General features: G+C 67.8%; 12 protein-coding genes. 3 read left to right on the plus strand and 9 right to left on the minus strand.

The window, feature by feature from the left end; all coding sequences use genetic code 11:
* Window positions 1-6: 6 nt before the first annotated feature.
* The 6 genes from rpmB to INQ43_RS01400 all read right to left on the minus strand — a co-directional run bounded on the left by rpmB (window position 7) and on the right by INQ43_RS01400 (window position 5,876).
* Window positions 7-243: a 50S ribosomal protein L28 gene (gene rpmB / locus INQ43_RS01375; protein WP_036191474.1), complete on the minus strand. Its 237-nt coding sequence runs from the start codon at window positions 241-243 to the stop codon at window positions 7-9.
* A gap of 363 nt (window positions 244-606) precedes the next feature.
* Window positions 607-2,433, minus strand: coding sequence for a DUF885 family protein (locus tag INQ43_RS01380; protein WP_228062574.1), 1,827 nt, complete (start codon window positions 2,431-2,433; stop codon window positions 607-609).
* Between the two features lie 113 nt (window positions 2,434-2,546).
* A complete protein-coding gene (locus INQ43_RS01385) occupies window positions 2,547-3,491 on the minus strand; it encodes a ParB/RepB/Spo0J family partition protein (protein WP_194036877.1) in 945 nt (314 codons plus the stop codon).
* Window positions 3,488-4,315: a ParA family protein gene (locus INQ43_RS01390; protein ID WP_194037514.1), complete on the minus strand. Its 828-nt coding sequence runs from the start codon at window positions 4,313-4,315 to the stop codon at window positions 3,488-3,490. The genes INQ43_RS01385 and INQ43_RS01390 overlap by 4 nt, the downstream gene beginning before the upstream one ends.
* Window positions 4,316-4,558: 243 nt before the next feature.
* Window positions 4,559-5,233, minus strand: coding sequence for a 16S rRNA (guanine(527)-N(7))-methyltransferase RsmG (rsmG, locus tag INQ43_RS01395; protein ID WP_194036878.1), 675 nt, complete (start codon window positions 5,231-5,233; stop codon window positions 4,559-4,561).
* Window positions 5,234-5,300: 67 nt separating this feature from the next.
* Complete coding sequence (locus INQ43_RS01400; RefSeq protein WP_194036879.1) at window positions 5,301-5,876, minus strand: 4'-phosphopantetheinyl transferase superfamily protein; 576 nt, start codon at window positions 5,874-5,876, stop codon at window positions 5,301-5,303.
* Between the two features lie 75 nt (window positions 5,877-5,951).
* On the opposite strand from INQ43_RS01400, the gene INQ43_RS01405 reads away from it, so the two are divergent.
* Entirely contained in the window at window positions 5,952-7,322 is a 1,371-nt protein-coding gene (locus INQ43_RS01405) for an AMP-binding protein (RefSeq protein WP_194036880.1), read from the plus strand.
* Between the two features lie 101 nt (window positions 7,323-7,423).
* Entirely contained in the window at window positions 7,424-7,696 is a 273-nt protein-coding gene (locus INQ43_RS01410) for a GlsB/YeaQ/YmgE family stress response membrane protein (RefSeq protein ID WP_194034815.1), read from the plus strand.
* A gap of 103 nt (window positions 7,697-7,799) precedes the next feature.
* Here the strand turns inward: INQ43_RS01410 and xth are convergent, their stop codons facing one another.
* The 3 genes from xth to INQ43_RS01425 all read right to left on the minus strand — a co-directional run bounded on the left by xth (window position 7,800) and on the right by INQ43_RS01425 (window position 12,165).
* Window positions 7,800-8,567, minus strand: a complete 768-nt coding sequence (gene xth, locus INQ43_RS01415; RefSeq protein WP_194036881.1) for an exodeoxyribonuclease III — start codon at window positions 8,565-8,567, stop codon at window positions 7,800-7,802.
* A 56-nt stretch (window positions 8,568-8,623) separates the two neighbouring features.
* Window positions 8,624-9,664, minus strand: coding sequence for a type VI secretion system protein TssA (tssA, locus tag INQ43_RS01420; RefSeq protein ID WP_194036882.1), 1,041 nt, complete (start codon window positions 9,662-9,664; stop codon window positions 8,624-8,626).
* An 89-nt stretch (window positions 9,665-9,753) separates the two neighbouring features.
* The gene (locus INQ43_RS01425; RefSeq protein WP_194036883.1) at window positions 9,754-12,165 is read right to left on the minus strand and encodes a S9 family peptidase; all 2,412 of its coding nucleotides are present in this window, start codon (window positions 12,163-12,165) and stop codon (window positions 9,754-9,756) included.
* Window positions 12,166-12,314: 149 nt separating this feature from the next.
* Between INQ43_RS01425 and INQ43_RS01430 the strand changes: the two genes are divergently transcribed.
* Window positions 12,315-12,632 carry a YcgL domain-containing protein gene (locus INQ43_RS01430; protein ID WP_228062575.1) on the plus strand — a complete coding sequence of 106 codons (318 nt, stop codon included), beginning with the start codon at window positions 12,315-12,317 and terminating at the stop codon, window positions 12,630-12,632.
* Window positions 12,633-12,768: the final 136 nt, after the last annotated feature.

Here is a 12,768-nt window from a genome sequence, read left to right on the forward strand (position 1 = left end):
TCCTCCTCAGATCTTTTCGCCGCGTGCGCGGAGATCGGCCAGAACGGAATCGATCCCGTTCTTGTCGATGGTACGCATCGCGTTGGCGGAAACACGCAGCTTGACCCAGCGGTTCTCACTGGCGACCCAGAAACGGCGCTCGTGAAGGTTGGGCATGAAGCGGCGACGGGTCTTGTTCATGGCATGCGAGACGTTGTTGCCAGTCGTCGTTCGCTTGCCGGTTACTTGGCATACACGGGACATACGCACCTCGAAAGGATGTTGATGCTTCCCTTGGCCAGGGAGGCGGCGGCCCCGCCGGATCCACGGATGTGGTCGGCATGCGATACGGGAAGAAGGCCGCCCGAAGGCGGACGCTGGAACCGGCAGACCGGAATCGCGCTTCCGGATGCTGCCTTGCAAGCCTCACGGGCTGGCCGGACACAGCGAGCCGGGCATTATGCGGCAATCAATGGCTGCCAGCAAGCTGCCGGGACCGGCGATCCCAGCTCTCCACGTCGCGTTGACGCTCTCGCTCGCCGGGAGCCACACCGACGGGCGGTTTTTCTACCAGCCGCCGGAACCCGGGCAAAGGCGCCTGCCGGGTGTCCCGCTCACCAAGCGAATTCAGCCCTTCGCGTCAGCCGCCGCCTTCGACTCCGCGATGAATGCCCGCACCTGGCTCTCCAGCACCGGCAGCGGCACCGAACCCAGCGCCAGCACCATGTCGTGGAACGACTTGATGTCGAACTTCCCGCCCAACTCCCGCTCCGCCTCACCGCGCAGACGCACGATCGCCAACTCGCCCAGCTTGTAGCTCAGCGCCTGGCCCGGCCAGGATATGTACCGATCCACCTCGGTGGTGACCTCGTGCTCGCTCAAGGCCGTGCGATCACGCAGGTACGCCAAGGCCTGATCCCGGGTCCACCCCTGCGCGTGCAAGCCGGTGTCGATCACCAGTCGCGCCGCCCGCCACATCTCGTAGGTCAACCGGCCGAAGTGCTCGTAGGGCGTCTCGTAGATGCCCATCTCCTCGCCGAGCTTTTCCACGTACAGGCCCCAGCCCTCACCGAAGGCCGAGATGTAGGTCTTGCGTCGGAAATCGGGCAGCGTGTCCTGCTCGGCCGCCAGCGCGCCCTGCATCGCGTGGCCGGGAGCGGCTTCGTGCAGGGTCAGGGCCGGCAGGTTGTACAGCGCGCGCGAGGGCAGGTCGTAGGTGTTGACCCAGTAGGTGCCATTGCCGCCACGGCCGCTGGTCCAGTAGGGGGCGATGTCGTCGGGCACCGGAACGATGGTGAAGCGCCCGCGCGGCAGCGTGCCGATGAAGTTGCCGAGCTGCGCGTCGATGCGCTTGGCGATCCAGGCTGCCCGCCACAGAAGCTCCTCCGGGGTTTTGGCGTAGAACTGCTCGTCGGTGCGCAGGAACTGCAGGAATTCGGCGAAGCTGCCCTTGAACCCGACCTGCTGGATGATCGCGTCCATCTCGCCCTGGATGCGCTCCACCTCGTCCAGGCCGATCCGGTGGATCTGCGCGGGAGTGAGGTCCAGGGTCGTGTATTCACGGATCTGCTGGCGATAGAACGCATCGCCGCCGGGCATCTCCGACGCGCCCAGGGTGGTGCGCGCCCCGGGCACGTACTCGTCGTGGAAGAACGTCAGCAGGGTCCTGTAGGCGGGAATCACCTGCTGGCTGATCGCTTCCCGGGCCGCCGCGCGGAGCTTGGCCTGCTCTTCGGCCGGGATGGACGCGGGCAGTTTGCGCAGCGGGTCGTAGAACGTCGACTTCTCTGGATCGGTGAGATCGGCGACCGCGGCGATCGACACATCTCGCCCGTCCAGTACCGCCCGCGGCACGGTGAAGCCGCGCTCCAGGCCGGCGCGCATGTTGGTGATCTGCTGGTCGAAATGGCGCGGGACATCGGCCAGACGCTGGATGTAGCGGCGGTAGTCGGCGGCCGAGTGCATCGGCCGGCGGGTCATGAAGCCCAGGTTGGACCAGAACGATGAGTCGGAATTGAACGGCATCTCGTAGGTGCGGAAGCGGACCTGGGCGGCGAGGGTTTCCACCTGCGGCCGGTAGATCGCCAGGTTGATCCGGTTCTCCGCCGACAGCGCGGCCGGGTCGATGGTGTCCAGTTCGGCCAGCACATCTTCCCAGTAGGCCAAGCGAGTGGCCTGGCTCGCCGCGTCGACAGACGGCAGGCGGCCGGGCGCGGACCCGCTGTCGCCATCCTCGTCGGAGCCACCGCCGGTCTGCTCCTGGCGCCAGGTCCACTCGCGCTCATAGATCGCCTCGAAGCGCTTGTCGGCGGTCGATTCGGTTGCGGCAGCGGTCCTGGCAGCCGCGGTGTCGGCAGCGGCGGTATCGGCCGTGGCCGCGACGGCTGGTGTGCCGGCCAGGGCGAGATGCGCGGCGAACAGCGCGGGCAGCAGACTCAGGGAAAGGGGCTTCACGGCATCCACAGGCAGAAGGATCAAGCCCGATCTTCGCACCGTGGCGCCGGCGATCCTACCGGCCGAAAGTACCGGTCGCCGGACGCCAGCGACGCAACGATTGCCGTCTCAGGTCACGACTGCGGCGAGCGCAGCTTCTCCAGCACGCCGTCCAGCGAATCCAGGTCGCTGTAGTGGATCACCAGCTTGCCCTTGCCGCCGCGCCCGTGGAGGACGTTGACGCGGGTGTTAAGCGACTCTGACAGCTCGCGCTCCAGGCTGACGATGTCGGCCTGCGGGCGCGGCTTTGCCGGGCGTGCACGCTTACCGGCCGGAACCCGGCCCAGCGCGAACTGCTGCGCGCGGTGCTCGACCTCGCGCACCGACCAGCCGTGCTCGGCGGCATCGCTCGCCAGCTTGCTGGCCAGATCCGGCGCCAGGGTCAGCAGCGCGCGCGCATGGCCCATCTCCAGCCGGCGCGCCTCCACCAGCGCGCGGATCGCCGGGGGCAGCTCCAGCAGGCGCAGCAGGTTGGACACCGCCGCCCGGGATCGCCCGACCGCGCCCGCTGCCTGAGCGTGGGTGAGGTCGAACTCGTCGATCAGCCGCTGCAGCGCGGACGCCTCTTCCAGCGGGTTGAGGTCTTCGCGCTGGATGTTCTCGATCAGCGCCATCGCGATGACGGTGCGGTCGTCGACGGATCGCACGACCACGGGGATCTCGGTCAGACCCGCGCGCTGGGACGCACGCCATCGGCGCTCGCCGGCGATGATTTCCCAGGTCTTGCCGCCGTGTTCGCGCGATTCACGCACGACAATGGGCTGGATCACGCCCTGCGCGCGGATCGACTCGGCCAGCTCGTCGAGCTTCTCGTCATCCCAGTGCTTGCGCGGCTGGTACTTGCCCGGGGCAAGCGAATCCACCGGCAGGTGGCGCAGGGTGTCGCTGCTGGTGGCTTCCAGCTCGGGGACATCCGCCTTGGGGCCCAGCAGCGCTTCCAGGCCGCGGCCCAGCCCACGCTTCTTGGCGGCCGCCCTGGTGGCCGGCGGGCTGGCGGTGTCACCCTTTGCAGCACTCATGTGGTCGTCTCCGGATTGGGGGGCTTCGCGGCGGTCTGCGCGCGGCTGGCGGCCTGATCGCGTTCGCGCTGGCGGCGCAGGACCTCGCCCGCCAGGCCCAGGTAGGCGATTCCGCCGCGGCTGTTGCGGTCGTAGCCGACGATACTCTGGCCGTGGCTGGGCGCCTCGGCCAGGCGTACGTTGCGCGGGACGATGGTACGGAACACGCGGTCGCCGAAGTGCTCGATCAGCTCGGCCGACACCGCGTTCGCCAGGTTGTTGCGCACATCGAACATGGTCCGCAGCACGCCCTCGATCTCCAGGCGCGGATTGAGGTTCGCGCGGATCGCCTCGATCGTGTCCATCAGCGCGCTGATGCCTTCCAGCGCGTAGTACTCGCACTGCATCGGCACGATCACCGAGTCGGCCGCGGTCAGCGCATTCAGGGTCAGCAGCGACAGCGCCGGCGGGCAGTCGATGAGGATGAAGTCGTAGTTGGCCGCGATCGGCGCCAGCACCAGCTTGAGCTGCTGTTCGCGCGCCTCGGCCGACATCAAACGCAGCTCCGCAGCGGTCAGGTCGATGTTGCCGGGCACCAGGTCGTAGTCCTCCTGGGTGCGCACGATCACATCGGCAACGTCGTCCTCGCCCAGCAGGACCTCGCAGATCGAACTGTCCAGCTCGCGCTTGTTGACGCCGCTGCCGGTGGTCGCGTTGCCCTGCGGGTCCAGGTCGACCAGCAGGATTTTTTTCGGCGTGCGGGCGAGCGCGGCGGCCAGATTGACGGCCGTGGTGGTCTTGCCAACCCCGCCTTTCTGGTTGGCGACGGCGATGATGCGGGCGATGCGGCTCGTCCCCTGGGTCACGGTTGCGGATTTCCCGGTTGCGAAGGTTGCGGCGAAGGTGGCGGCCATGCGTGCTGCGATGGGTGCTGCGAAAAGACCGCGCGCGGCGCCGCCCGACAGACGATTATGCCCGCCATGGCCGGCGCCTGCCGAACCGCGCGGCTGTGACGGGCGTCGCGATTGTGGCGCTGAACGCCGGCGCTGGCTGCGCGCTCTGGATGCAGCGGCGTTGAGCCGCGAGCGTTACGGATCGGCGCTTTGCCCAGGAGCCTCGCGCTGGATAACTACGAGGTGCCGCTCCGCATCGAGCCCTGGCACCCGCAGCACGTGCGCCTGCGCGACCGTCCACTGAGGCGGCAGTGCCGCGATTTCGGCGTCTGGATGGACCCCCTTCATCGCCAGGAGCTGGCCGCCGGGTTTGAGCAGGTGTCCGCCCAGTTGGAGGATCAGCGGCAGCGTCGCCAGCGCGCGCGCGGTGATCGCATCAAACGCGCCGGGATGGTCGAACGCCTCGATCCGCGACTCCACCACCTCCACGTCGGCCAAGGCCAGCTTGCGCACCACTTCGCGCAGGAACCGGATCTTCTTGCCGTTGCTCTCCACCAGTGTCACCCGCAGGCCCGGCTTGGCGATGGCCAGTGGAATGCCCGGCAGCCCGGCGCCCGTGCCCAGGTCGGCGAGCGTGCCGCCGGCGCTGGCGATCGCATCCACGTGCGGATGCATCGCCAGCGAATCGAGCAGGTGCTTGTCGACCATGTCCAGCGGCTCGCGCACCGCGGTCAGGTTGTAGGCCCGGTTCCAGCGCAGCAGCAGCGCCAGATACTCCAGCAGCGGCGCGGCGATCGCCGGGTCCAGGCCAAGGCTGGCCAGGCCGGCGTCGAGTCGTTCGCGGGCAGCGGTGGGAATGGGGATCGTCATGGGCGGGGATTATGACGGCTGCGTTGCAGCGGGGCACTCGGGTGAGCGGATCGCGGTACGCGCGCGCTCACTCCGGACGCCAGGCCATTGCGCCGACATAGCCCGGCTGCGGCCCCAGTTCGCGCAAGGACCACTGCGCCGGATCACCCAGCGCGGCGTCACAGCGAACCAGGCAGATACCCGTGTCGCTGATCTCGAACTCGAATTTGTCCAGGCCGAACGCCAGTCCGCGGCCGTGCGCCTTGAGCACGGCTTCCTTGGCGCACCACAGTCGCAGGAAGGCCGGTTCCCGTTGTGCGGGCGGCAGGTTGGCAATCGCATCGGCTTCGGACGCGGTGAAGAAGCGCCGCGCCAGCTCCATCGCCCGCGGTCGTGGCCGGACCCATTCCAGATCAATGCCGAGGCGCACGTCGCGGCCCAGCGCGACCAGCAGACCTGCGCCGCTGTGGCTCCAGTTGCCGTCCCAGCGGGCGAACCGGCCTCCCAGCTGCGGCCGGCCATGGTCGTCGCGCGGCAGCGACAGCTCCTCGGGCGGACAGCCCAGCCGCTCGCCCAGCCAGCGGCGGGCAAGCGGTTCGGCGACCTCGCCGCGCGGCAACGGCAGCCAGGTCCAGCAGGGCGGATAGGGCTCGGGCACAGGCATCGCGATGTTGGTGGCAATGGCGTTGCTCAGCGTAAGCTAAGCATTGGGGAGCGGCAGTGCCGCAGTATTGAGCTTATGTCAGCCGTCTTTGATAACACTGCCAGGAACGTCGCTGCCGGCGACCCATCGCCGCTTGCCATTGGCCCGCCGGGAAGAGCGATCGTCTTCGATGCGCACGGTGCCGTTCCGCTGTCCCGGTTCCTGGACGAGGTGCGCGGTGTCGCGGCCGGTTTGCCGACCGCCGCGTACGTGCTCAACCTGTGCGAGGACCGGTACCGCTTCCTGGTGGCGTTCTGTGCCGCCGCCATGCGGGGCCAGACGACGCTGCTGCCGGCCTCGAGGGCCGAGGCCACCGTGGCCCAGGTGCGCGGCCAGTATCCGGACAGCTACTGCATCGTCGAGATGGACGCCACGAAAGACCCTGGCGCCGACTACCACGTGCTTCCTCATGAACTTCCACGACGCACCGGTGACATCCCCCTGATTGACGCGGATGCACTGGTCGCGATCGGATTCACGTCCGGCAGTACCGGTCAGCCAACCGCCACGCCCAAGCGCTGGCGCGCGTTCCGCGCGGGGACCTGCCAGAACCTGGCCGCCCTGACCGGATTGCTGGGCACCGGCGACGCCGGGTTCACCACGCCCGTGCTGGCAACGGTGCCCTCGCAGCACATGTACGGGATGGAGATGTCCGTCCTGTTGCCGTTGCTGGGCCCCGTGGCCGTGCATGGCAGCCGCCCGTTCTTTCCCGCCGATATTGCGCTCGCGGCGCACGATGCCGCGACGCCGCCCCTGCTGGTGACCAGCCCGGTGCACCTGCGTGCGCTGTTGCACTCCGGCGTGGCGATGCCGCCGCTGGCCGGTATCGTCTGCTCCACCGCGCCGTTGCCTCCCGAACTGGCCGCCGAGGCCGAACAGCGTTTCCACTGCCACGTCCGCGAGCTCTTCGGATCCACGGAAACCTGTGTCATCGCCCGGCGACGCACAGCGGTGGAATCGGCGTGGACTCCGTTGCCCGGCGTCTGCTTGACGCCACAGCCCGACGGTACCCGGGTGTCGGCAGCCCATCTCGAACATCCGGTGGTGCTGGCCGATGTGGTGGAGCTGCAAGCCGACGGCCGGTTTCTCCTGCGTGGTCGACACGCCGACCTGTTGGAGATCGCCGGTAAACGCGCATCGCTGGGGGACCTGACCCGCGTGCTGCTGGGGGTGCCAGGGGTCGAGGATGGGGTGATCGTGCAACTCGAAGCGGAGAAAGGCGGCGTGCGCCGGATTGCCGCAGTCGTGGTGGCACCGGGCATGGATGAGCCGTCATTGATGCAACTCCTGCGCGGTCGCTGTGACCCGGTATTCCTGCCGCGCCGGATCCGTTTTGTTGCCCGTCTGCCGCGCAACGCCACCGGCAAGATCCCCCGCCAGAGCCTGCTGGACATTTTTTCCGCGTAGGAAAACCGCTACGTCGTCGTCACGCTCCCCTGTACAGACTGCAAGCGCCCCCACTCAGGGGAGCACTTACAAACCTCTGATGGAACTAAGGAGAAATACGTATGGGCATTATTATCTGGTTGATTATGGGCGGCATCATTGGCTGGATCGCCAGCATGATCATGAAGACCGACGGCCAGCAGGGCATCATCCTGAACGTCGTGGTCGGCATTATCGGTGCGTTTATCGGCGGCTGGCTTGCTGGCATGCTGGGCATTGCCGGCGGCAGCATCAACGATGCCGGCATCAGTATCCCGAGCATCCTGGTTTCGCTGGTTGGCGCGATCGTGCTGCTGGCAATCGTCAATCTGTTCCGTCGCGGTCGTCCGCGCTGAGTCCAGGTTGAAGTGACATTGGCGCATTGATGCGTCGAGATGGAAATGGCCCGGCATTGCCGGGCCATTTTTTTGCCTGCCCGATTACCCGTGCGGCGCTGGCTCAGCGCAACTGCACCCAGGCAGGCGTGTGGTCACTCGGGCGCTCCCACGTGCGCGGCTCGCGGTCGATGCCCGCATCGACGCACCGCGTCTTGAGCGCATCGGATATCAGGGTCAGATCGATGCGCAGTCCCATGTCGCGCCGGAACGCCGCCTGGCGGTAGTCCCACCAGCTGAAGATGCCGCCATCCTCGTGGTGCAAGCGGAAAGCATCGTGCAGGCCGAGGTCGAGCAGACCCTGTAATGCCGCGCGCTCGGCGGTGGAAGTCAGGATGTGCTGGTCGTTCCACACCTCGGGGTCGTGGACGTCGCGATCGTCGGGAGCGATGTTGAAATCGCCCATGACGACCAGATCCGGATGCGCCTGCAGTTCCGATGCGATCCAGCCGTGCACCGCTTCCAGCCAGCGCAGTTTGTAGGCGTATTTGTCGGTGCCGACGTCCTGGCCGTTGACCACGTAGAGATTGATGATGCGCACGCCCTCGACCGTCGCGGCGATCACTCGCTGCTGCTCGTCGGCGAATCCGGGAATGCCGATCTGGACGTCGGTGGCGGGTGACCGGGAAACGATGGCCACGCCGTTGTACGTTTTCTGGCCACTGAAGACGCTGCGATAACCCAACTCGGCGAGCGCCGTATCGGGGAAGCGGTCGTCTTCGAGCTTGGTTTCCTGCAGGCCGACCACGGCGGGCGCGAACGACTCCAGCCACTGTTGCAGGTGCGGGAGGCGGACATTCAGCGAATTGACGTTCCAGCTGGCGATTTTCATGGGCCCAGTCTAGCCGGGAGCAGGCGCTGACTCATCCATGGGCCTGGCGTTTCCGCTCAGTCCGAATCCACCGGATCGGCGACGTCGAGCATCTCTTCCATCCTCGCCAGCGTGTCATCGTCCTTGATCACCCGCTTCAGCCACACGTGCAGTGGCATCTCGCCCCAGCGCGCGGCCTTGTCGGCCAGGTAGGCAACCGGGCTGTGCGGCTCGGTACGGCGGAAGAACTCGGCGACCCGGCGCAACTGCGCGATCGCCTCCTTACGGGAAGCGACGGCCTCGTTGCCGATCGCCGACGCGCGCGGCGCGGGATTTCCGGGCGCCGGAACGGTCGTGTCGACTTCCTCCAGTTCTGGATCATCGCCCGCGACCAGCACGCCGGCGTCGCGGGCAAAGCGCTGCGTGGTGGCTTGCAGGTGCTCAAGCTGGTCGCGCAGGGCGGTGAAGCTGGGGCCGTCATGGCCAAGGCACTCGTCGATCGCGCGCTCCAGTTCGGCCAGCGCGGTCAGGCAGTCAGGGGCGAGTTCGGCGAGGCGGACGTAGAACTCGTGCGGCGTGTTGCGACGCGCGGATTCCAGCGTCTCCGGCGACGGCCGGTCGTCGTCATCGCTGCGCGGCAGGCGTGCGGATTCAAAGTCGGCCAGGCAGAAGCGGCCCTGCGGTGCGTGGGTCAGTGGCAGGCCGCGCAGCCATTGGCCGGAGTGGGTGATCAGCCAGCCCAGGTTGCCGATGCGCTGCTCCAGGTCGTCGTCCTCTACCTGCGGGTGGACGTCATCCCAGTAGCGATCGCACAGTCCGGCGACCAGCCGGTAGCCGCGGGCGAGGCCGGCAAACCCGTGGTTGCGGGTCTGCGCCTCCGACCACCAGACCGCCAGGCGGAGGTCCTTGCTGCGCTCGCGCAACAACCTGGCGCACATGCGCTCCACTGCCGCCCAGTCGGCGACCTTCAGATCGGTGATCCACTCGCCTTGTTCCAGCGAGGGATCATCCGCCCGGCGGGCTTCCTGGATGGCGTCGTATTCCAGCGAGAACGAGAGGTCCTCGCCGACGGGATCCGCGCCGGGAATGGGCGCGAGCAGCTCTTCCTGGTCAAACATGTGCAATCCATTGCGTGGCCGTGACGCGGTGATGGTACCCCGATCGCGTCCGTGCGCGCCGGCCCGGTCGGCGGCGGCGCGCACGTTTCTCAGCGTACGGCGGACGGGTCTTTCAGCGTGTCCTCGAACAGTTCCAGGATCCGCCGGTACTCGTCGTACCAGCTGTCGGCGTGGACGAAGCCGTGGCGCTCCAGCGGGTAGGACGCCAGCTCCCACTTGTCCTTGCGCAGTTCGATCAGGCGCTGGGCGAGCATCACCGAGTCCTTGTAGAAGACGTTGTTGTCCATCATCCCGTGGGCAATCAGCAGGTGGTCCTGGAGGCCATCGGCAAACTCGATCGGGGACGACGCGAGATACGCCTCGGGATCCAGCTCCGGGGTGTTGAGGATGTTGGAGGTGTACTCGTGGTTGTACTGCGACCAGTCGGTAACCGGGCGCAGGGCGGCGCCGGCCTTGAAGACGCCGGGCTGCTTGAACAGCGCCATGAAGGTCATGAAGCCGCCGTAGCTGCCGCCGTAGATGCCGGCGCGGTCGACATCGGCCTGCTTGTTGGCGCCCAGCCAGGCCAGGCCGTCCAGGTAATCCTGCAGCTCCGGGGTGCCCATGCGGCGGTAGATGGCGGTGCGCCAGTCGCGGCCGTAGCCCTCCGACCCGCGGTAGTCCAGATCCAGGACGACGTAGCCGCGCTGCACCAGCAGGTTGTGGAACATCTGCTCGCGGAAGTAGACCGGGTAGCGGTCATGCACGTTCTGCAGGTAGCCGGCGCCGTGGACGAACATCACCACGGGATACTTGCGGCCGGGCTCCATCGTGACCGGGCCGTAGAACTTGCCCCAGATCGGGCCGGCGCCGTCGCTGGACGGGATCTGCACCATCTCGGGCTGGATCCATTGGCGCGCCTTGAACTCCGGCGTGCGGGTGTCGGTCAGCGCAGTCCCCTCGCCGCCGCCGGCATCCACCACGGCAAGCTGCGGCGGCAGGTAGCTGGCGGAATAGCGCACCAGCACTTTCCCGCCGTCCGGCGAGAGGGCGAAGTTCTCCACGCCGTCCAGAGCGGTGATCTCGCGCACGTTGCCGCTGCGGTCAACCGCGCAGACCTCGTAGTCGCCCGGGCGCTGGCGGTTGCAGGTGAAATAGAACGTGGTGCCGTCCGCGCCCAGCACCGGCGAGGACACTTCCCATCTACCGGAGGTCAGCGCGCGCGGCGCGGCGTTGCCGTCGGCCAGATACAGGTGCGAATAGCCGCTCTGCTCCGACAGCAGCCAGAGTGCGCCGTCGGGGGTCCAGCCGAAATCGTTGAAGCCCCAGTTGATCCACGCGTCGTCATGCAGGTGGTGGCGCACGCTCAGCGCGGCCGACTCGACCCGGCCGCGGGTCGGGGTGACCGTGGCGATCCAGCGGTCCTTGTTGTCCACCGCGCGCAGCAGCACCGCCGCGGTGCTGCCGTCATCGCGCCAGTGGATGGCCGGCCGCCGGCCGCCCTCCGACTCCACCCGCACATCGCGGTTGCCGTCCAGCGCCTTCAGTTTGGCTTTCGCGCGCAGGTCCGCCAGTGGGTCCTTGCCGATTCCGGGCAACGCGTTCAACGAGAGCTCCGAACGGGTCCCGCCGGCGACATCCACCAGCCACAGCCGCTGGCCCTGCGGCGCCTTGCGGCCGACGCGGGTGCGGGCTTCCTCGAACTCCTCGTAGCCCGATTCGGTCACATACTTGGGCATCTTGCCGGCCTGGCCGTTCTCGGCGCTCTTGGGCTCGGTGACCACCAGCAGCCAGCGCGCGTCGGGCGACAGCGCGGTATCGACGATGCGCAGGTCATCGCCCATATAGGTGGCGATGGGCGCGCGGGTCGGATCGGCAGCCTGCCAGGCGAGGTTCTGCTCGCGCGCTGCCTCACGCTTGGCGCGGTCGTCGGCGAGGGTCTGGATCAGGCGCAACTGGCGATCGCGCAGGTCATCATCCTTGGGCTGGGCGGCGGGATCCTTCTCGGCCTTGAGTACTGCAGCCTGGCTGGTGCCCTGGCCGGCGCGCCACTGGTACCAGTCATTGCCGGCGCGGAACACCAGGTTGCCGTCGAGGCTCCACTGCGGACGCGATTCGGCCTCCTCGCTGCGGGTGACCTGGGTCAGCGCACCGCTGCGCAGATCGCGCACGAAGATGTCGCCGTTGCGGACAAAGGCGGCGCGCGTGCGGCGGGCGTCGAATACCGGATCGGCGGCATCGAGCTGGGCGCGACTGCTTTCGTCCACCAAGGTCGGGCTACCACCGCTGATGGCAACTTGCCACGTGTCGCGGATCAGTTCGCCGTCGCGCTTGAGGTTGTACTGCACGTTGCGCCCGTCCCAGGCCCACCACGCCTGTTCCACCGGCGGACCGATCCAGTCCGGGTCGGCCATCGCCTGGTCCAGGGTGATCGGGGTTCCGTTGCCGGCCGCCGGCTGGGCCGCGGCGTGGGAGGTCAGGAACCCGAGGGCAAGTGCAAGGGCAAAGGAGGAAAGTCTCATGGGCGGGACCGGCAGGGTGAGGTGTGGGGATCAGCCGGGCCAGCGTACCGGCGGTGCAGGGCGCTCGCACGGGTCTTCGGTCATGCCCGCAGCGCTCATAGGCGCTCGCGCGCGCGCATGGTGTGTACGTTGCGGGGCGGGTTGTCGGTATGCTTGAACCATCGCCCGCCCCGGTGCGTTTTCTGTCGCCGCCCATGCACGCCTACGTCTACAAGAGCCTCCGCAAGGAGGGCGCCTACGTTTTTCTCGCCACCCGCGACGACTTCGAGTGCCTGTCCGAATCCGTGCACAAGGCGCTGCAGCCGTTTGCCCTGGTGCTGGAAGTGACGCTGGACGGCAAGCGCCAATTGGCCCGCGGGAACGCCGATGAGGTGCAAAACGACCTGGCAACGCGCGGGTTCCACGTTCAGATGCCGCCGCCGGTCAGTCAGGATCCGCTGACCTCGGATTGGGGAACCGATGCCTGAGCCCCGGTCTTCGCGTGCGTGGATCGTCCCGGCTGCGGTCGGGCTTGTCCTGATCGGTGTCGCCGGCTTGGGTGGTTGGCTGCCTGCCCTGTGCGGCCTGCTCGCGCAACCGGTACTGGCCCTGGCTGCGCGCCGG

It is taken from the genome of Lysobacter sp. H23M47, from assembly GCF_015209765.1.
Classification (GTDB): domain Bacteria; phylum Pseudomonadota; class Gammaproteobacteria; order Xanthomonadales; family Xanthomonadaceae; genus Novilysobacter; species Novilysobacter avium.

Bases quoted from the DNA above. Each gene is read 5' to 3' on its own strand.
- rpmB (WP_036191474.1), bottom strand. From the start codon at position 243: ATGTCCCGTGTATGCCAAGTAACCGGCAAGCGAACGACGACTGGCAAC.
- INQ43_RS01385 (WP_194036877.1), bottom strand. From the start codon at position 3,491: ATGAGTGCTGCAAAGGGTGACACCGCCAGCCCGCCGGCCACCAGGGCG.
- rsmG (WP_194036878.1), bottom strand. From the start codon at position 5,233: ATGACGATCCCCATTCCCACCGCTGCCCGCGAACGACTCGACGCCGGC.
- INQ43_RS01400 (WP_194036879.1), bottom strand. From the start codon at position 5,876: ATGCCTGTGCCCGAGCCCTATCCGCCCTGCTGGACCTGGCTGCCGTTG.
- INQ43_RS01405 (WP_194036880.1), top strand. From the start codon at position 5,952: ATGTCAGCCGTCTTTGATAACACTGCCAGGAACGTCGCTGCCGGCGAC.
- INQ43_RS01410 (WP_194034815.1), top strand. From the start codon at position 7,424: ATGGGCATTATTATCTGGTTGATTATGGGCGGCATCATTGGCTGGATC.
- xth (WP_194036881.1), bottom strand. From the start codon at position 8,567: ATGAAAATCGCCAGCTGGAACGTCAATTCGCTGAATGTCCGCCTCCCG.
- tssA (WP_194036882.1), bottom strand. From the start codon at position 9,664: ATGTTTGACCAGGAAGAGCTGCTCGCGCCCATTCCCGGCGCGGATCCC.
- INQ43_RS01425 (WP_194036883.1), bottom strand. From the start codon at position 12,165: ATGAGACTTTCCTCCTTTGCCCTTGCACTTGCCCTCGGGTTCCTGACC.
- INQ43_RS01430 (WP_228062575.1), top strand. From the start codon at position 12,315: ATGCTTGAACCATCGCCCGCCCCGGTGCGTTTTCTGTCGCCGCCCATG.